We start from the raw sequence: 18,023 nt of genomic DNA on the forward strand, positions 1-18,023 counted from the left end.
TGGCGAGCCGGCGGGAGGCGCCTCAAGCCGCCGTGTCGCGCGGCTTCCTGATGCGCACAGAAAGCCGCGCGCGCCCTGGATGATCGACGCGCAACGCAAATAGCTGCAGCGTTTGTGAAATCAGCGCGAGCGGATAGGTGACCTTCAGCAGGTCCGCAATCATGCGCCACTCCGCGCGCACCCCCTTCCAGTAGCCGAGCTTTTCGGTTTTGCGGGCTTGCGTGACGTGTGGCCAGTGCGTCACCGCAATCGCGAGCCGGCGCGCGATGATGCGCCGGTTCATGAACACCTCGATGCCGAAGCGCGGCAAGCCATGGATTTCCTTGAGCGATTCGTCGAGCAACTGCTTCCTGACGACACGCTCGCCGGACACGAAGTCGAGGCCGATGAAGCGAAAGATCAGCAGACTGTTTTGCCGCAGGCTCAGGCTGACGTCTGCGCGGCCGCTCAACACGGGTGCCGCGAGCGCGCTGATATGCTCCGGCGCCAGGCCCTTGAGATCGGCATCGAGCAGCATCAGCCATTCGCTTTCGGCAGCGGCGATACCGGCTGCCATGGCCGCACTCTTACCGCCGTTTTCTGCGCATTCGATCAGCCTGACCGAAGGAAAACGCCTGACCACGTCGGCGGTGCCGTCAGTCGAGCCGTCGTCGACGACGATCACTTCGCTGAGCAGCGGATGAACCGACGCCACTGCCAGCACAGCCGCAATGCGCGGCGCTTCGTTGTAGGCGCAAATGACGCACGAAACTCGGTGACCTCTGGATGGCATAGAAATAGTCGTCGTAGTGCGGGAGAGGGGCAGCCCGGTCACGCGCCAGCAAACAAATCGCCAACGGCAAGCGCGCAAACAGTGGCCTTCAGGATGAGGCGAACACCCGATTCTGACCGCGCTTGGCGGTCATGTCATCTGTTTCGGGACTGCGCAGCAGGGGATCACAACAAGAAGTCCTGCGCATGACAAAGCCGCGATTTTTGCGCTCCAAACAGCGTCCTGTCAGGACGACTCACACCCGTCTATTTGCGGCGCGGGTTGCAACGCATACACGACATCCGGGCAGCCTTCCTCGTTGTCGCTGCCATCGCCGAAGGCAATCGCGACGAAGCCGTGCCGCTCGTAAAACTGGCGAGCGCGCGCGTTCTCGGCAAAGCAATGCAGATGCACCGGCAAACGCGTGTTCGAGATCACCAAGGCAAGCAGGCGCGCGCCGATGCCATGACCGACCCACGGCGGCGAAACGTAGAGTTGATCGAGCCACAACACGCCATCGGCTTCGGAAGTGGCCATCATCCCCAGGATCAAGCCTTGTGCATCGGTCGCCACGCTCACGCCACCCGTCGGGATCAACCAGTCCGCGATCCAGCGGCACACCGCGTAATCGGAATGTGCGAGCGGTGCGAAGGGCATCAACTCTTTGCGTGCCCTGAGAAAAACCTCGCTGATGCCGCCGAGGTCGCCAGCCGTCGCCTCGCGTGTGATTATTTCCAGGTTTGTTTTCATGGTGAGGCCGATTCTATAAGAATTCGTCGCTCGAGCCATGCCGTGCCGGGCCACGCCGCACTCGCGGTTCTACCGTCCTCAACTGGGCAGTCCCGGCACATCGACACCGAAGGTTTGCAGCAACAGCACTACGTTCAGCGCCAGCACCGCGATCGCCGACACCACCGCGGCGATCGTCATGGCAAGCCCGCTGCGATAGCGGCCCACCACCTGCGGGCGGCAGGTGAACCAGACCAGGGCGGCCATCGGCACAGGCAGCGCAAAACTCAACACCACCTGGCTGATGACGAGAGCATGCGTCGCATTGACCCCTAATCCAACCACGACAAACGAGGGCGCCATCGTGATGACGCGGCGCAGCCACAAGGGAATCTGAAAGCCGACGAAGCCCTGCATGATCATCTGCCCCGCCATCGTACCGACCACCGAACTGGAGATGCCCGAGGCGATCAGCGAGAGCAGGAAAATGCCCGCCGCGCCGATGCCGAGCAACGGCGCAAGCGTGTGATAGGCCGATTCGATTTCGGCGACCTCGGGATGCCCGGCGTGAAAGGCCCCTGACGCCATGATGACCATCGCCATGTTGATCAGGCCCGCAATGGTTAGCGCGATCACCACTTCGATATTCGAGAATCGCAGCAGCGTACGCCGCTCGCCTTCGTTGCGGGCGGTCGCGCGGTTTTGCGTGAGTCCCGAATGCAGAAACAACGCGTGCGGCATGACCGTGGCGCCGATAATCCCGACCGCGATCGTCACGGCGTCCGCATCGGGCAACTGCGGCTTGAACAGATGGCCGAACACGCTCGTCCACGCCACCGGGGTAATGAAGAGCTCCGCCAGATAGGACAGACCGATGATGCCGACCAGCGCGCCGATTGCGAGTTCGAGGGGCCGGAAGCCGGCCTTCTCGAACAGCAGCAGGCCGTACGTGACGATAGCAGTCACGATCATGCCGGCCAGCAAGGGCATATGAAACAGCAACGCAAGGCCGATCGCACCACCCAGAAATTCGGCGAGATCGGTGGCCATTGCGGCAATTTCACTCACTACCCACATGGCATAGACAAGAGGCGCCGGAAAATTTTCACGGCATAATTCGGCGAGATTGCGGCCCGTGACAATACCGAGCCTGGCCGAGAGCGCCTGAAACAGCATCGCCACGACGTTGGCGAGCAGGACCACCCATAGCAAGGCGTAGCCGTAACGGGCCCCGGCCTGGATATTGGTCGCGAAGTTGCCCGGATCCATGTAGGCGACCGAGACGACCACGGCCGGCCCCGCAAACGGCAGCATCATGCCCATGCCGCGGCGGCGGCCCTCCAGCACCTCACGGATTGCCTGGGTGGTCCGCCCGGTGATGGTGCCGGAAGCGGTTTTGTCGCGAACGCGTTCGTCCATCGGTGCCTCGTCGGATTGCCGCGGATCAGAAAAGATCGGATCCGCAGGCATTTGATCGGCCCACGCGTGCTAATTTCTCACATTTGCCGAAAACGTGCGTCATCGAAAACCACGCACGAGGCGTTAAACGTTGGGCAGCCACGCTGCACTCCATGAAGGCACAGCTTTTCGGTGTCGCTTTACACCTTCGGATACTTTACAGAATGCCTTACTCGCCGGTTACATTCCTTTCGAGAGCAACCCTATCCGCCGCGGTCGTCTTCTCCCTGATTGGCCATCTGAACACCGCTCACGCCGCCGACCGGGTCATCGTGCTCGACTCGGGCGAGTCCGAACTTTCGCTGATCGACGAAGCCACCCACAAAGTGGTCGGCACCGAGCCGACCGGCAAAGAACCGCACCATCTGATGATCACGCCGGACGGCAAGTCGCTGATCGTCGCCGATTCCGTCTCGAACAACCTGATGTTCCTCGACCCGCACACCGGCCAGGTGCAGCGCACGGTGGAAGATATCGAAGACCCGTACCAACTGGGTTTCTCGCCGGATCGCAAGTGGTTTGTCACGGCTGCGCTGCGCATGGATCGCGCCGACATCTACCGCTATGACGGCACCAACATGACGCTCGTCAAGCATATCCCGCTCGCGAAGACGCCGAGCCACATGACGTTCGCCTCGGACAGCCGCACCGTGTTCATGACGCTGCAGGACTCCGGCGAACTCGCCGCTATCGACCTGCCCACGCAAACCGTGCTCTGGAAAATGCATGTGGGCAACGAACCGGCGGGTCTGTGGATGACGCCTGGCGACAAGTACCTGCTGGTCGGCATGACCGGCGAGGACGACGTGACGGTGGTGGACTGGCGCAAGCAGCAGATCGTCAAGAAGATCCACACGGGCCGCGGCGCGCACAACTTCCGCAACCTCGACGACGGCAAGCATGTGGTGGTCTCGAATCGCGTCGAAAGCACCATCAGCATCATCGACTACACCACGCTGACCAACGTCGGCGATATCACCGGCCTGATGCCCGGACCGGACGACATGGAACTTACTCCGGACAAGCGCTATCTATGGGTGGGGTTTCGCTTCGCCAAGCACGTAGGCATCATCGACCTGACCACGCGCAAGCTGGTCGACACGATCGCAGTGGGCCGCTCACCGCACGGCATCTATTTCGACAACCGCGCACCGGTGATTTCGCCGAACCCGGACTAAGCGCGGCCTGTTGAAACAGCCATTGCCTGACTAGCCATTCACGAGGATTCTGATTGATGTTTCATGAAATCGTCGCGCAGCTCGACAACATGGTGTCTGCGCTGCAGACGCTGCTGTATGTCGATGTCGTGCAGCCGTTCTTCTATCGCTTCGGCCTGATGGGTTACGACGAGGACACCTATGACGCGCTGTACTGGGTGATCATCGGCGTGCTCGAAATCATCGTCACCTATCTGGCGTTGCGGCCGCTCGAAGCCCTGCGTCCCATTGAGCAATGGAAGGACCGCAAGGCGCTGCGCGCGGACGTGATCTACACGTGGATCGCCAAGCTGGGCATCATCAATATTGCGTTCTTTTTCATGCTCCAGCCGTTGTTCGATCACTGGCAGAGCCTGATCTCGATCTACGACATCCCGAACATCGACATCGACAGTCTCTGGCCGGGCGTCACCGATCAACCGATCGTCTCGTTCCTGATCTACCTGGTGGTGCTCGATTTCGCCGGCTACTGGTATCACCGCTGGCAGCATCGCTTCGGGGTCTGGTGGGAACTGCATGCGGTGCATCACAGCCAGCAGCAGATGTCGTTGTGGAACGACGACCGCAATCACTTTCTGGACGACATCATCCAGGCAGCGTTCTTCGCGGCGATCTCACTGTTTATCGGCGTGCAGCCCACGCAGTTCGTGGTGCTGGTGGCCGTCAGCAACTTCATGCAGAGCGTGCAGCACGTCAATGCGCGCCTGCCGTATGGCTGGCTGCTCGAGCGCATCATCGTCAGCCCGATCTTTCATCGCCGCCATCACGCAGTGGGTTACGGCCATGAAGGCACGGCTTATGGCTGCAACTTCGGCGTGCTGTTTCCGTGGTGGGACATGATGTTCCGTACGGTGTCGTGGAACCCGGCGGTCGAACCGACCGGCATCCGCGATCAGTTGCCGCCGCCGCACGGCGACGGCCGCCCCTATGGCAATGGCCTGCTTGCACAGCAGTGGCTGGCGTTCGGCCGCATCTTCGACCGCGTGCGCGGCAAGCGTGCTTATGCGCCGGGCACCATCGACGCAGCGAACTGATGTACCTGCGCCGGGCGGATTTCCGCCCGGCTTCACTTGGGCGCGACGTTGGACACCCCGCCAAACGCGCCGCTGTCGTACGCCGCGCAATACGCCTTCCAGTCTTCAATCACCTGCGCCTCGCACTGCACCGCGAGTTCGATCAGCGGCATCTGCCAGTCCTTGCGGCAACCGAACGCAATCAATTCATCCGCGATCGCCGAGCCTTGCCGGCCGCCACTGCGCAACTGCGCCCAGGCGCTCAATTGCGCCATAGTGTTGACGACGGCTTCGAGGCGCGGCAGCTTGCCGTCCCAGTCGCTCAACGCCACGCGGTCCTCGGTGGGCTGCAGGCTGCGTAGCACATAGGGCCGCTGCCTGAACTCCACCGCATGCAGAAAGGCCTGCGAAACCGCCTGGCTGCGCCGCTGGATCGCCACCACGCGCTGCGACTCGCTGCCCCATTCGGGCTGCTTCGTCTTGACGCGCGGCGCCACGGACGAAGGCAACGCTTCCTTCAAGTCGAGCAGGAAGTTGCCGTCCGGCGAGCCCTTGCCTTCCACCAGCATCACGTAGCGATCGACGCCAAGACTCCCCGTGCCGGCCACCCGGCGGGCGACGTCGATGATGCGGTAAAAGTCCGCGCTGTCCGCGCCATTTGAATTGTTCGAATGGTTCGGATTATTCGAGCTTGCCACCTGATGCTGTTGCTTCGTGAACTCGTTCATGAACGCGGTGACTTCGGCGCGCGCCTCGTCGCTTACCGGCAGCGCCTTCTTGCCATCGATACGCAGCACCCGCTTCTTGCCCTTCAACTCCGTGCGCCGGTTCAGCAGATCGACGCGCGAGCGCTTGCTCAACGCATCGAACAGATCGCGCACCATCCCCTCCGAGGTTTCCGCTTCGATCCAGCGCGCCTTGCCGAAGCTCAGCGCCGCAGCGTACGCATCGACCGCGGTATGGCAGAGCGCCAGCGCTTCGGCGCGGCTCACGCGCAGATCGGCCGCGCCGACCAGCACACTGGTCAGCAAGCGGATCAGTTCGAACAGGCTCGGCGCGAGACAGGCCTCGTCGAAATCGTTGATGTCGAAATACACCAGGCGGTCGTCGGCCTTGTAGCTGCCGAAGTTTTCCAGATGCATGTCGCCGCAGATCCACACCGGCGGCGCCGCTTCAAGCACACTGCCATGAGGCAGGCGCTGATAGAACAAGTGACACGTGCCGCGCAGGAACACAAACGGCGAGGTGCGCATGAGCTGGTATTTCATCGCGAGACGCTCGGGCTCCCGCCCTGCGTTGAAGACGGCGATCTCCTTGGCGATATCGATCATGTGGAATTCCCTTTTACGCTTTTACGTTTTACTGAGCACCAGCTGAGCCGGCCAAGGCTTCGACCATACCATCTGCGTGAGCGAATCGCGCCTTGCTGGCGGCTCGCCCAACTCGTGGCGCATAACCTCACGAGCTCACGCGCAGCGCGGCACCCACATCGGCATTACATGATGATTGCATGCCCTTACAAACTCGCACGGCAGGCGATTCGGCCTTACAGGAATGAATCCTGCTGCCCGTAAAGGCCGCGCCGGCGTTACGTGTGCCGCCTCTATGCACAGTTCACATTTCGTTGCAAACTCGCGTCCCGGTTACAACGCGAATGTCATCCGCTGCCATGTTCGCCACGTTAGCCAGTTGGACGTACGCATAAAGGCCGCCTTTGGGCCTGACAAAATGAAACCTTCGGAGCAGCCGATAATGACAACAGCCTTCCACCGCTTGCGCGCTACCGCAATCTCAGTCTCTGCCGTCCTCGCCATGATTCCGCTCACCGGCACTGCCCAGGTGCCGTCGCCCACGGCCCCCGCTGCAGCCGTGTCCGGTGGTGACCCGCCCGACCGCGTCGCGCGTCTGAACTACTTTGCCGGCACCGTGACGCTGGAGCCTGCTGGCCAGACCGACTGGTCCTATGCCGTCCTGAACCGCCCGCTGACCACCGGCGACCAGTTGTGGGCCGACGCCAATGCGCGCGCCGAACTGCACGCCGGCTCGACCGCACTGCGACTCGACCAGCAAACCGCGCTCGACATCGTCAATCTCAACGACACGACCACCCAGTTGAAGGTCACGCAAGGCACGCTGTCCGCCCATGTGCGCGCGCTGCCGGGCGGCCAGAACTTCGAGGTGGACACGCCGAACGTGGCGCTGGTCGCCACCGCGCCCGGACTGTTCCGCGTTGACGTGGCGGCTGACGGCAGTTCGACGACCGTCACGGTGCGTGCCGGCAGCGCGACGCTGTACGGCGACGGCGGCTCGTTCCAGATGAGCGCGGGCCAGCAGGTCCAGTTTGTCGGCGTCAATCTGCAGCAGCAGGCCGGCGGTTCCGCACCCGGACTCGACGCGTTCGACCAGTGGGTGGCAAGCCGCGACCGTGCGGAAGACAACTCGATCTCCGCACGCTATGTGTCGCGCGAAATCCCCGGTTATGAAGACCTCGACGCCAACGGCACTTGGCGCAACGACCCGAAATACGGCGAAGTGTGGGTGCCGACGGTCGCCGTCTCGGCGGGCTGGGCGCCGTATCACGAGGGCCACTGGGCCTGGATCGCCCCGTGGGGCTGGACGTGGGTGGACGATGCGCCGTGGGGCTTCGCTCCCTTCCACTATGGCCGTTGGGCGTATGTGGACCGTGCGTGGGCATGGGTGCCGGGTCCGGTTGTCGTGACCCAGCCGCCGGTCTATGCGCCTGCTCTGGTGGCCTTCGTCGGCGGCGGCGGTGGCGGCGGTGCGCATTGGGGCGTCGACCTGGCCATCGGCGGCGCGATCGGTGCTGGCGTGGCGTGGTTTGCGCTCGGACCGGGAGAACCGTGGCATCCGGCGTATCACTACAGCCCGACCTACTACAACCGTATCAACAACGTGAACATCACCAATGTTCACAACACGACGATCATCAACAACGTCACCAACATCCACAACACGTATATCAACCAGAACGCGCCGGGCGCCATCACTGCGGTGCCGGCGAACGCGTTCGTGCGCGGCCAGTCGGTCGCGCAGGCAGCGCGTCCGTTCAATGCCCAGGCGCTCGCTCATGCACAGATCGGTGCTGGCGCACCGGCCATCGCTCCGGTTCAGCAGAGCTTTGCCGGCGCGTTGCGGCCGGCTAATGTCGGCGCCCCGGCTGCGCTCGCACAGCGTCAGGTAGTCGCGACCCGCGCACCGGTCGTGCCGGCGGCCTATCACGACACGCTCGCGCAGCGCTTTGCCGCGAGCGGCGGCAAGGTGGCAGGCGTCGGCGCACCGGTGGTGCGCACGACAGCGCCTGCGGCATTCGCTGCCGTCGCCCATCCGGGCACGCCAGGCGCCGCGGCCGCTCCGGGAGGCTTCCGTGTGATCAACCGTACCGAAGTTCATCCGGTCGGCCCGCAAGGCGCACCGGGACATGGCAACGAAGCGCAAGCGGGTCGCGCCCCGAACGCGGCGGAGGAGCAGGTGCACGCACCGAATGGCGCACCGCAGAAGCCGCAAGCCGAAGAGCCGCAGCATCCGAACGAGGCTCACGAAAACGGCGCGCCGCGTCCGCAAGCTGAAGCTGAGCATGCGCAACCGGAAGAGCACAACGTGCGGCCGGCCGAAGCCAACGCTCAGGCGCCGCATGCACCGGAAGCCGAGCACGCGCGGCCCGAACACGCTCAGCCGGAAGCGCAGCACGCGCCCGAAGCTGGTGGCGCCGAACCGCAGCGTGCAGAGGAAGCCGCTCCGAAGCAACACGAAGAGCAGCCTGCTCCGGCGCCGCACGCGAACCCGCATCCGGCCGAGCATGCCAATCCGCACCCGGCTCAGCATCCGGCGCAACCCCCTCACCCGCAGCAGCATCCGGCGCCGCAGCACAAGCCGGAGGGTGAGCATAAGGACGAGCATCCGAAGTAAGCGCGTCGCGACTGCCCGCTTTGGTACGCGGGCAGTCGCCTCAAGTCGTACGCGCCGCCTGGCGCCTCTCGTCAGGCGGTACATTCCCCTCTCGCCGCAGACCATCCCCGCTATCCGCAATCAACCCCGAATCGATGCAGATTCAATGCGGGTTCAACGATTGCGCCGTACTGATCAGATTGATCGGACTCACGCGAATGATCCCGCCACGCGGGCTGTCGATGTCCGCAATCAGCGCGAACGACGTCGCCACCACCACCGGCAATACCACCAGCAGCGTCAGTCCCACTCTGGCCGTGCGGGCGCCATAGCCGACCAGCAAGTTGCAGCACACCCCAATCGCCACCATCAGCCCCCACGCGGCGATCGGAATGCGGTTCCACCACGCGGCCTGGGTGTAACCCTGCGAGTTCAGCACGTCGTTCATACCGGCCACCGCCAGCGCGGCGATGGGGGTCGGCTGGGCCGTCGCGGCCTCGCGCACTGCGGCCCACAGGCCACCCTGCAACTCGTTAGTGGCCGCGTTGATCTGTGCGAGCTCCTGCGCATCGCGGGTCTTGTAGAACAGCACGCGCTGCTCGAGATAGCGCGTCAACAGGGCCCGCACCTGCTGTCCCTGGGCAGCAGGTAATAGATCGGCGCGCACGAACTCCGTGCCGATGGCGTTGGCCTCTTCCTCCTCGTAATTCTTGCGCTGATCGTAGCGCCCCACCGCCATCGAAAAGCTAAAGCCGATCATCAGCGCGAGCAGCGTGAGCGTCGCGGCCTGGACTACGTTGAAGTCTTCGCGCGACTCTGCCGTCAGCGCTTTCACCTTTCTGAGCAGGCTTGCCCCAATCCATGCCGACAGTGACATGGCCACCAGCGACGACAAAAAGACCACCGATGGATAGTCCATTGCATTCTGCATACGCTCACCCAGGTAAAGAGTCAGGACACAGGCTTAAGAGCCCGTCTTTAGATAATATCGGCCATCGGCCGTCACCTTTGGACCGAAGCCACATGCGTTCACAGAACCATGGGTCGCGACATCGAGCGTCTCCGGTTCGGTGAGGCGGAACTCCAGCAGGCATTTGTCGGCGTGCCCGTCGTAAGCAGCGACGTTGGCCAGTTTCGTGGTGGCCTCGAGCAGCGTACCGGCCGGTTCATCCGAGACCGCCACCCGCGCAATGCCGCCGAAGAAGCGCACGTTCGCCACCAGCGCGCCGCTACTTGCCACCGGCGCGCCGTTGCTGCTCACCGTCGGATAGAGAAAATCCGCGGTGAGGCGGTAAACCCCATGACGCCCCTTGACGGGCGTGAGCGTCACGCTGCTCCATGCGCCGAGTTTCAGATAATGGGCAAAGCTCACGCCGGACGCGGGCAGGCCCTGCACGACCTGCTTGTCTGCGATGCTCGCAAGACGTTGTTGCGCGACGTCGACGACACGGTTCAGCATCGCGTCGTCGGGCGCTTCCTTGCCGCGGCTTGCGGCACTGCGGTAGTAGGCGCGGGCATTCGAAAACGCCCCCTGACTGGCCTGCACGTCGCCCTGGTGGATCAGCGCCATCGCCGCGCGCGCGTGGGCCGAATTGATCGCCTTCGGTGCATTCTCCTCTTCGGCCTGCAGGGTGGCGGCGTCCGCCAGCATCGACTCCATATCGACCAGCGCTTGCGCATCCTTGATGCGGCCTGCATCGAGCGCTTCGACACCGAGCGCCGCGCATGAGGCGTTGGTGCGGCACTGCACGTCCTTGCCGGCCAGCACATAGCGCCGGTATAGCTCGGCGCGCGAGCCGCTATCGAACGCCTGGGCGGCAGCGAGCGACGGCACTAGCACAGCGATGGCAGCAGCGACGAGAGAGTTTGCACGCATGGATGGACGCGATGGTGATTACGTATTCGATAACGAATGTCTTGCATGAGCGCGCCCGCCGCGCAAGTGCGCCTGCACGGGTTCATGCCCCGCCAATGATGCTGACAGAAAATCGACGAATGCGCGAACCCGCGCCGAAAGTTGTTGATGCGGCGAGTAGACCGCATAGATATCCGCGCCGGGGGTTCGATACTCGGGCAGCACATGAACCAGCGTGCCATCGCGCAGAAAGCCGGCAATATCCCATTCGGCACGCATCAAAATGCCGTGGCCGTCGAGCGCCCAGCGTACGGCGATCTCGCCGTCGTTGGTGGTGAGATTGCCCTTGACCCGCACCGTTTGCGTTTTCTGCGCCGCGCCGCGACCGTTCGTGAGCCGCCATACGGCGTGGCCGTCATCGCCCTGGCGAATGCCGATGCAATTGTGCTGGGCGAGCTCGGCAGGACTACGCGGCGCACGATGCTGCGCGAGGTACGACGGCGCCGCGCACAGCAGACGCCGGTTCGGCGCAATACGCCGTGCGATCACCCGCGCATCCGGCGGCTCGCCAAAACGGATACACACATCGAAGCTGTCGTCGCTCAGCGCCGGCGGGTCCGCCGACAACTGCAACTGCACCTCCACTTCAGGGTAGGCCCGCACGAAACGCGAGATGACCGGCGCGATATGACTGCGGCCGAAGCCAAGCGTAGCGTTGACGCGCAGCAGCCCCTTGGGCATGGCGCGCGCGCCGCCGAGCAGCTGCGCCAGTTCGTCCATCTCGCCGAGAATGCGACGCGCGTGGGTGAGATAGAGCTCGCCTTCGGGCGTGAGGCTCATACGCCGCGTGGTGCGGTTCACCAGCGCGACACCGGACCTCAGTTCCATCTGCATGAGGTGCTTGCTGACCGCTGCGGTCGACAGGCCCAGTTCACGTGCTGCCGCAGTCAGGCTGCCGCAGCCGGCGAGGACCGAGAAGAAAGCCAGATCGTCTGCCTGAATGGGGGACGTCATGGATGCACCGGATTCTTAACCTGCGGTTAAAGGCGGTTTGAGTCTAGCACCGTTTTTTGCTCCGGCTGCGCCGTTACGATGCAATCCGCCGATGAATTTTTATGGAGCGCTGCAGCATGAGAACCTATCGCATAGCCACCATTCCGGGGGACGGCATTGGCAAGGAAGTCGTGCCAGCCGGACGCCGGGTGCTCGAAGCGCTCGCTGCGCAACACCGGGACTTTCGCTTCGAGTTCGAAAACTTCGCCTGGGGCGGGGACTACTACCGCGAGCATGGTGTGATGATGCCGGCCGATGGACTCGACGCCTTACACGGCATGGATGCAATTTTGTTCGGCTCGGCGGGCGATCCGCAGATTGCCGATCACATTACGCTGTGGGGCTTGCGCCTGAAAATCTGCCAGGGCTTCGACCAGTACGCGAATGTCCGCCCGACCCGCATCCTTCCGGGTATCGACGCACCGCTCAAGCGTTGTACGCCGGCGGATCTGGACTGGGTGATCGTGCGGGAAAACTCCGAAGGCGAATATGCCGGCGTCGGCGGCCGGGCGCATCAGGGTCATCCGATCGAGGTGGCCACCGACGTGTCGATCATGACGCGCGCGGGCGTCGAACGGATTCTGCGTTTCGCTTTCCGGCTCGCACAGTCACGTCCGCGCAAGCTGTTGACCGTGGTGACGAAAAGCAATGCGCAACGGCACGCCATGGTGATGTGGGATGAGATCGCCGCGCAAATCGCGCTGGAGTTTCCCGATGTGTCATGGGACAAGGAGCTGGTCGACGCGGCCACGGCGCGGATGGTCAATCGTCCGGCTTCGCTCGATACGCTGGTCGCCACCAACCTGCATGCGGATATCCTCAGCGATCTGGCTGCGGCGCTGGCGGGCAGCCTTGGTATCGCGCCGACTGCGAACCTCGATCCAGAGCGGCGTTATCCGTCGATGTTCGAGCCGATCCACGGCTCTGCTTTCGACATCATGGGTAAGGGGCTGGCCAATCCTGTGGGGACGTTCTGGTCGGTTGTGATGATGCTCGAGCATCTTGGTGAGACAGAGGCCGCGCGAAAGGTGATGACGGCGATCGAGGCGGTGACGGCGAACCGTGCGTTGCATACGCGTGACCTTGGCGGGGAGGCTACGACCGAAGAGGTCACCGCCGCGGTGTGCGCACGGGTTGGGGGTTAGGCGCCGCCACCCGCCTCCGCCCCAAACTTCTTCCGATACGCCCCAGGGCTCGTCAGCGCGATGCGCCTGAAATGCCGCCGCAACGACTCCTCCGAGCCAAACCCGGCCGCCTGGGCAACCCGCGCCATCGGCATCGGCGGCTGTGCCTCCAGCAGTTCCCGCGCGATCGCCACGCGCTCACGCACCAGCCACTCGTACGGCGCCATTCCGGTTGCGTCGTGAAACTGGCGTTGCAGCGTGCGCGCACTCATGGCTGCACGCCCGGCGAGCGACTCCAAGGTATGCGGCAAGGCCGGATTGGCCCGCACCCAGTCCATCAGTTTGGCCACCCGGCCACCCTCGTCCTGCGGCATCGGCCGCGGCACGAACTGCGCCTGACCGCCCTCGCGATGCGGCGGCACCACCAGCCGCTGCGCCACCCGGTTGGCGATCGCGCTGCCGTGATCGCGCCGCACCAGATGCAGCAGCATGTCGAGCCCTGCGGCCGAACCCGCCGAGGTCATGACCTGCCCCTCGTCGACATACAGCGCATCCGTTTGCACGCGTAGTTGCGGATAGCGCTGCTGCAATTTGTCGGCATAGCGCCAATGGGTGGTGACGCCTTTGCCGTCAAGCACACCGGCCGCCGCGAGCACGAACACCCCAGAACAAATCGAGCAGAGCCGCGCACCACGCCGGTAGGCTGCACGAATTTTCGCCAACAACGGTGCGGGAGGTTCTTCGTCCGCATCGCGCCAGCCCGGCACGACGATCGTCGCGGCGCGATCGAGCATCCGCAGCGAGTACGGCGCCGTCACAGTAATGCCGCCCGCCGCGCGCAATGGCCCCCGCTCGGCCGCGCAGACCGCAAAGCGATACCAGTCGCGCCCGAGTTCGGGCCGCTCGAGCGCGAACAGTTCGGTGACGCAACCGAATTCGAAGGTACAAAGCCGGTCATAGACCAGCGCAACGACGAGATGATCTTGCATGGCGTGATGTTACCGGAGATTGACGATTACGCCACTTCTGCCTGCTCACGCCGTCCGCAACAATGAAGCCTCATCAAACCCATGCACAGGAGCCCCGCCAATGTTGCCCGCCAACCCACTCAGTGCCGCTAATGAACTCGCTCCGATCAACGCCGTGACGGCTGTCGCACCCGCCGACAGCGCCGCGGCCCTCGCGCATTTCGAGGCATCGTTGCGTTTCGAAACCGATTGCTCCGATGTGTTTGCCGCATTCGCCCGCGGCGAACCCGGTTTCGTGCTGCTCGACGTGCGCAGCCCCGCGTTGTATACGCAAGGACATATCCCCGGCGCCATCAATCTGCCGCACGGCAAGATCGTCGCCTCGAAGCTCGTGGATTACCCTGAGAACACGCTATTCGTCACCTATTGCGCGGGGCCGCATTGCAATGGCGCGAGCCGCGGCGCGCTGCGTCTCGCGCAACTCGGGCGGCCGGTGAAGCTGATGATCGGCGGCATCACCGGCTGGCTAGACGAAGGCTTCGAATTGAGCACGCCCAATGCCGATGCGGGGCCACGCGAGAACTAAGCGTTTTTCCTTGCGATTTGATTAAATAAATGCTGCCAGCGGTCGATAACCAGTTGAGCCGTCTCCCCTTACACGGCTGGACTAAACATGCTCGGCACATACAACTTCTGGCTGGTGGCGGTCTCGTTCGTCGTTGCGACGCTCGCGTCGTACACCGCCCTCGACCTGACCGGACGCATCTCGCTGCTGGCGTCGTCACGCCTGCGGCATGCGTGGCTGGCAGGTGGCGCAGCCGCCATGGGTGTCGGCATCTGGTCGATGCACTTCATCGCCATGCTGGCGCTGTCACTGCCGATTCCGCTCGGCTATGACTTCGCGCTGACCGGCTATTCACTCGCCATCGCGGTGGTGGTGTCGTATCTGGCCCTGCTCGCCACCACCCGTGCCCAGTTGACGCCGGTGCATCTTGCGACCGGCAGTGTGTTGATGGGACTCGGCATTGCAGGCATGCATTACACCGGCATGGCCGCGATGCGCATGCAGCCTGGGATCGACTACCAGCCGTCGTGGGTCGCCGGCTCGATCGCGATTGCCGTCGCCGCCTCGATGGCCGCCTTGCTGATCGCCCGCCGGCTGCGCGACGACGGCGAGCACAACGTCACGCGTGCACGCACCGGCGCGGCGCTAGTCATGGCGGTAGCGATCAGCGGCATGCACTATTCCGGCATGGCGGCAGCGCACTTTCCGGCGGGCGCCATCTGCGGCGCCGCCGATGGCGTCAATACCGAGTGGCTCGCCACGGCCGTGATCCTCTTCACCTTTGCAATCCTGATCGTCACGCTGATGCTGTCGCGCTTCGACGCGCGTACCACCTTCCTCGCCAGCGCCGTCACCAGCCTGAACGGTCAGATCGTGCGCCTCGCCACGCTCGACACCCTGACTGGCCTGCCGAACCGCACCACGCTCACCGAGCGCGTCGCCACCGCCATCGAACTGGCGCGCCACCGCCACAACGTGTTCGCGATCCTGTTCATGGATCTGGACGGCTTCAAGACCATCAACGACTCGCTCGGCCACTCCGCCGGCGATCAGGTGCTGGTCACCTTTGCGCAGCGCCTGCAGGCCTGCGTTCGCGCCACCGATACGGTAGCGCGGCTGGGTGGGGACGAGTTCGTGGTGCTGTCCGAGAATCTGGTGTCGCGCCAGGACGCGGGCCTGATTGCGGAAGGTGTGCTCGAGCGCATGCGCGAAGGCGTGTGGAACGACAACGAGCCGTTGCAGGTGATGCCGAGTATCGGCATTGCGCTGTTTCCGCAGGACGGTGACGCTGTCGACACGCTGCTCAAGCACGCCGATGCCGCGATGTACGAAGCCAAGCGCGCGGGCCGCAGCACCTACCGGTTCTTCGAAGCAAGCATGAACGAAGCGGCAACGCGTACGTTGCAAATCCAGCATGCGCTGCACGAGTCGCTGAGCGCGGGCTATTTCACGCTGAATTTCCAGCCCAAGTTTCGCGGCGACAGCAATGAGCTGGCGGGAGCCGAGGCGCTGATCCGCCTCGACCATCCGATCCTCGGCGCGCTGACGCCGATGGAGTTCATCCCAATTGCAGAACGCTCCGGCCAGATCGTACAGATCGGCTACTGGGTGGTGCGCGAAACCTGCCGGCAGATCCGCCGCTGGGTGGACGAAGGCCTCCCGTCGATGAAGGTAGCGATCAACCTGTCGCCGCGCCAGCTATCCCAACCGAACCTGGTCGCGAGTGTGCTCGAGATCGTGAAAGCCGAACAGGTGGAGTGCGACCGCATCATGTTCGAGATCACCGAAACCGTGGCCATGCAGGACGCCCCGCGCACGATCGAGATGATCCGCGACTTTCACGCAAGCGGCTTTGAAATCGCCATTGACGATTTCGGCACCGGTTACTCGAGCCTCGCCTACCTGCAGCGCTTTCGCGTCAAGCAACTGAAGATCGACCGGTTTTTCACCAACGGTCTGGATGACCACGGTCCGGAGGGTACGGCGATCGTCTCGGCGATCATCGCGCTGGCCCATTCACTCGACATGGACGTGGTGGCTGAAGGTGTCGAAACAGCCTCGCAGCTCGGCAAGCTCAAAGCCATGATGTGCGACGAGATGCAAGGCTTTCTACTCGGCAAACCGCTAGCGGCCGACGCCTTCAGCGCGTTGCTCAAGGAACGGATGACGATGGTCTAGGCAGTATGTCGACAGGCGGATCAGCAATTCAATCGAGCCGCCGAAGCCGGGCTGCAACCCTTTCTTACCGATGCGTTGCAGCAGACAGGTTTTGCCCGCTGGAGATTTCATGAGATTCGACGTAGCGACGTTCAATTCGCTTTGCCTGATGACGTTCCTTTGTAGCGCAATCGTTTCCGCAGCACTCGCGCGCATCTTTGAACGTGTCGCGGCGTTCCGCTATTGGAGCGCCGCGTTCTTTCTGATGAGCGCAGCGGCCGCGTGCTTTGGTCTGCATGAGGTATGGCCGACCAGGCTGCTGCTGATCGCCACCGCGGTGCTGAGCCTGCAATCGCGCATCCTGGTGTGGAGCGGCACGCGGGCGCTGTTCGGCTCAACCGTCTCGCTACGCATGGGCTGCGCGATCACCGCACTGTTCTGCGTGCTGTTCGCGCTGGCGCATAAGCTGAACGCGCCGCCCGTGTACCGGGCCGCGCTGCTGACGCTGTTCTTCCTGCCGTGCCGCGCGCTGACGCTCTATGAGGTGTACCGCAGGCGCCGTCCGGATCTCGGTCCGGCGCGCATGCTGGTCGCGATCGCCAGCGTGATTGCATGCCTCAATGCAGTCGTGCCGCTCACGCTGGTGCTGATGAACCACGCCAACCTGTCGCTCCTGCTGGGCAATCCACAGACCACCTCGGCGGTCTATGCGGTGGTGTTTTTCGGCGATCTGCTGTTGATCATCGGTTTGATCGTGCTGGCCTTGCAGCATCTGATCGCCGAACAGGGGATGCTCGCGAATCTCGACAGGGAAGCCGCCCAGCGGCCCGCGCCGCTCAATGCAGCGCTGCGCAACGATGCGCCTGGACAGCCTGAGTTGCCCGATCAGAGCGCGCCGCTCTCGCGGACGTCCATACCGGATCTCACCTGAGCGCATGGGTTGCGATGCGGCCCAACACCGGGTGCTGCGCACACCCTCAAATTCAAACCGGTTGGGGCTCGGATTCGGCCGCGTCGCGGCCGATCATGGTAGGCGCCAGCGCCGGATCGCGCCGGGTCAGCTTGCCGTCCACGGAGGCGCCGCAATCCATGCGCAGTTGCTGGTAATGGATGTTGCCGGTCACGTGCGCATTGGGCTGCAGTTCGACGAAGTGATCGGCGATCAAGGGTGCGTTGAATACGACTTTTTTAAATACTCATAAAAATCAATATGTTACTATATATTTT

Annotated in this window: 15 protein-coding genes and 1 pseudogene; 7 read left to right on the forward strand and 9 right to left on the reverse strand. The window is 63.5% G+C overall.

Annotation, left to right across the window (positions count from 1 at the left end):
• Nucleotides 1–22 precede the first annotated feature (22 nt).
• The 3 genes from BLQ92_RS33390 to BLQ92_RS33400 all read right to left on the reverse strand — a co-directional run bounded on the left by BLQ92_RS33390 (nucleotide 23) and on the right by BLQ92_RS33400 (nucleotide 2,899).
• The gene (locus BLQ92_RS33390; RefSeq protein WP_090692991.1) at nucleotides 23–772 is read right to left on the reverse strand and encodes a glycosyltransferase family 2 protein; all 750 of its coding nucleotides are present in this window, start codon (nucleotides 770–772) and stop codon (nucleotides 23–25) included.
• Nucleotides 773–997: 225 nt separating this feature from the next.
• Nucleotides 998–1,501, reverse strand: coding sequence for a GNAT family N-acetyltransferase (locus tag BLQ92_RS33395; protein ID WP_175772372.1), 504 nt, complete (start codon nucleotides 1,499–1,501; stop codon nucleotides 998–1,000).
• Nucleotides 1,502–1,579: 78 nt separating this feature from the next.
• Complete coding sequence (locus tag BLQ92_RS33400; protein WP_090693123.1) at nucleotides 1,580–2,899, reverse strand: Nramp family divalent metal transporter; 1,320 nt, start codon at nucleotides 2,897–2,899, stop codon at nucleotides 1,580–1,582.
• A 203-nt stretch (nucleotides 2,900–3,102) separates the two neighbouring features.
• Between BLQ92_RS33400 and BLQ92_RS33405 the strand changes: the two genes are divergently transcribed.
• Nucleotides 3,103–4,116, forward strand: a complete 1,014-nt coding sequence (locus BLQ92_RS33405; protein WP_090692996.1) for a YVTN family beta-propeller repeat protein — start codon at nucleotides 3,103–3,105, stop codon at nucleotides 4,114–4,116.
• A gap of 56 nt (nucleotides 4,117–4,172) precedes the next feature.
• Nucleotides 4,173–5,189 (forward strand): sterol desaturase family protein, encoded by a 1,017-nt coding sequence (locus BLQ92_RS33410; protein WP_090692999.1) that lies wholly within the window; start codon nucleotides 4,173–4,175, stop codon nucleotides 5,187–5,189.
• A 32-nt stretch (nucleotides 5,190–5,221) separates the two neighbouring features.
• On the opposite strand, the gene BLQ92_RS33415 is transcribed toward BLQ92_RS33410, so the two are convergent.
• Nucleotides 5,222–6,499 (reverse strand): DUF2252 domain-containing protein, encoded by a 1,278-nt coding sequence (locus tag BLQ92_RS33415; RefSeq protein ID WP_090693003.1) that lies wholly within the window; start codon nucleotides 6,497–6,499, stop codon nucleotides 5,222–5,224.
• A gap of 421 nt (nucleotides 6,500–6,920) precedes the next feature.
• Between BLQ92_RS33415 and BLQ92_RS33420 the strand changes: the two genes are divergently transcribed.
• Nucleotides 6,921–9,095, forward strand: a complete 2,175-nt coding sequence (locus BLQ92_RS33420; RefSeq protein WP_090693006.1) for a DUF6600 domain-containing protein — start codon at nucleotides 6,921–6,923, stop codon at nucleotides 9,093–9,095.
• 142 nt (nucleotides 9,096–9,237) lie between these two features.
• Here BLQ92_RS33420 and BLQ92_RS33425 read toward each other — a convergent pair whose 3' ends face one another.
• From BLQ92_RS33425 to BLQ92_RS33435, 3 genes are read right to left on the reverse strand one after another with little or no spacing between them, the layout of a single operon-like run.
• Nucleotides 9,238–9,993: a bestrophin-like domain gene (locus BLQ92_RS33425; protein ID WP_341806789.1), complete on the reverse strand. Its 756-nt coding sequence runs from the start codon at nucleotides 9,991–9,993 to the stop codon at nucleotides 9,238–9,240.
• A gap of 45 nt (nucleotides 9,994–10,038) precedes the next feature.
• Entirely contained in the window at nucleotides 10,039–10,950 is a 912-nt protein-coding gene (locus tag BLQ92_RS33430) for a hypothetical protein (RefSeq protein ID WP_090693014.1), read from the reverse strand.
• An 18-nt stretch (nucleotides 10,951–10,968) separates the two neighbouring features.
• On the reverse strand, nucleotides 10,969–11,943 hold the full coding sequence (locus tag BLQ92_RS33435; protein ID WP_090693018.1) for a LysR family transcriptional regulator: 975 nt from the start codon (nucleotides 11,941–11,943) through the stop codon (nucleotides 10,969–10,971).
• 116 nt (nucleotides 11,944–12,059) lie between these two features.
• Here BLQ92_RS33435 and BLQ92_RS33440 point away from each other — a divergent pair, with 116 nt between their 5' ends.
• Nucleotides 12,060–13,127: a tartrate dehydrogenase gene (locus tag BLQ92_RS33440; protein WP_090693021.1), complete on the forward strand. Its 1,068-nt coding sequence runs from the start codon at nucleotides 12,060–12,062 to the stop codon at nucleotides 13,125–13,127.
• Here BLQ92_RS33440 and ftrA read toward each other — a convergent pair.
• Nucleotides 13,124–14,095: a transcriptional regulator FtrA gene (gene ftrA, locus BLQ92_RS33445; RefSeq protein ID WP_090693025.1), complete on the reverse strand. Its 972-nt coding sequence runs from the start codon at nucleotides 14,093–14,095 to the stop codon at nucleotides 13,124–13,126. The genes BLQ92_RS33440 and ftrA overlap by 4 nt on opposite strands.
• Nucleotides 14,096–14,195: 100 nt before the next feature.
• Here ftrA and BLQ92_RS33450 point away from each other — a divergent pair, with 100 nt between their 5' ends.
• The 3 genes from BLQ92_RS33450 (at nucleotide 14,196) to BLQ92_RS33460 (ending at nucleotide 17,727) form a co-directional block, all read left to right on the forward strand.
• Nucleotides 14,196–14,660 carry a rhodanese-like domain-containing protein gene (locus BLQ92_RS33450; protein ID WP_090693029.1) on the forward strand — a complete coding sequence of 155 codons (465 nt, stop codon included), beginning with the start codon at nucleotides 14,196–14,198 and terminating at the stop codon, nucleotides 14,658–14,660.
• A gap of 87 nt (nucleotides 14,661–14,747) precedes the next feature.
• Entirely contained in the window at nucleotides 14,748–16,817 is a 2,070-nt protein-coding gene (locus tag BLQ92_RS33455) for a putative bifunctional diguanylate cyclase/phosphodiesterase (RefSeq protein WP_090693033.1), read from the forward strand.
• 109 nt (nucleotides 16,818–16,926) lie between these two features.
• Nucleotides 16,927–17,727, forward strand: coding sequence for a hypothetical protein (locus BLQ92_RS33460; RefSeq protein ID WP_090693037.1), 801 nt, complete (start codon nucleotides 16,927–16,929; stop codon nucleotides 17,725–17,727).
• Between the two features lie 52 nt (nucleotides 17,728–17,779).
• On the opposite strand, the pseudogene BLQ92_RS33465 reads toward BLQ92_RS33460, so the two are convergent.
• Nucleotides 17,780–17,962, reverse strand: a pseudogene (locus BLQ92_RS33465) (bactofilin family protein); the annotation flags it as partial.
• Nucleotides 17,963–18,023 lie beyond the last annotated feature (61 nt).

The sequence above is a fragment of the Paraburkholderia phenazinium genome (genome assembly GCF_900100735.1).
GTDB classification, from domain to species: Bacteria; Pseudomonadota; Gammaproteobacteria; order Burkholderiales; family Burkholderiaceae; genus Paraburkholderia; species Paraburkholderia phenazinia.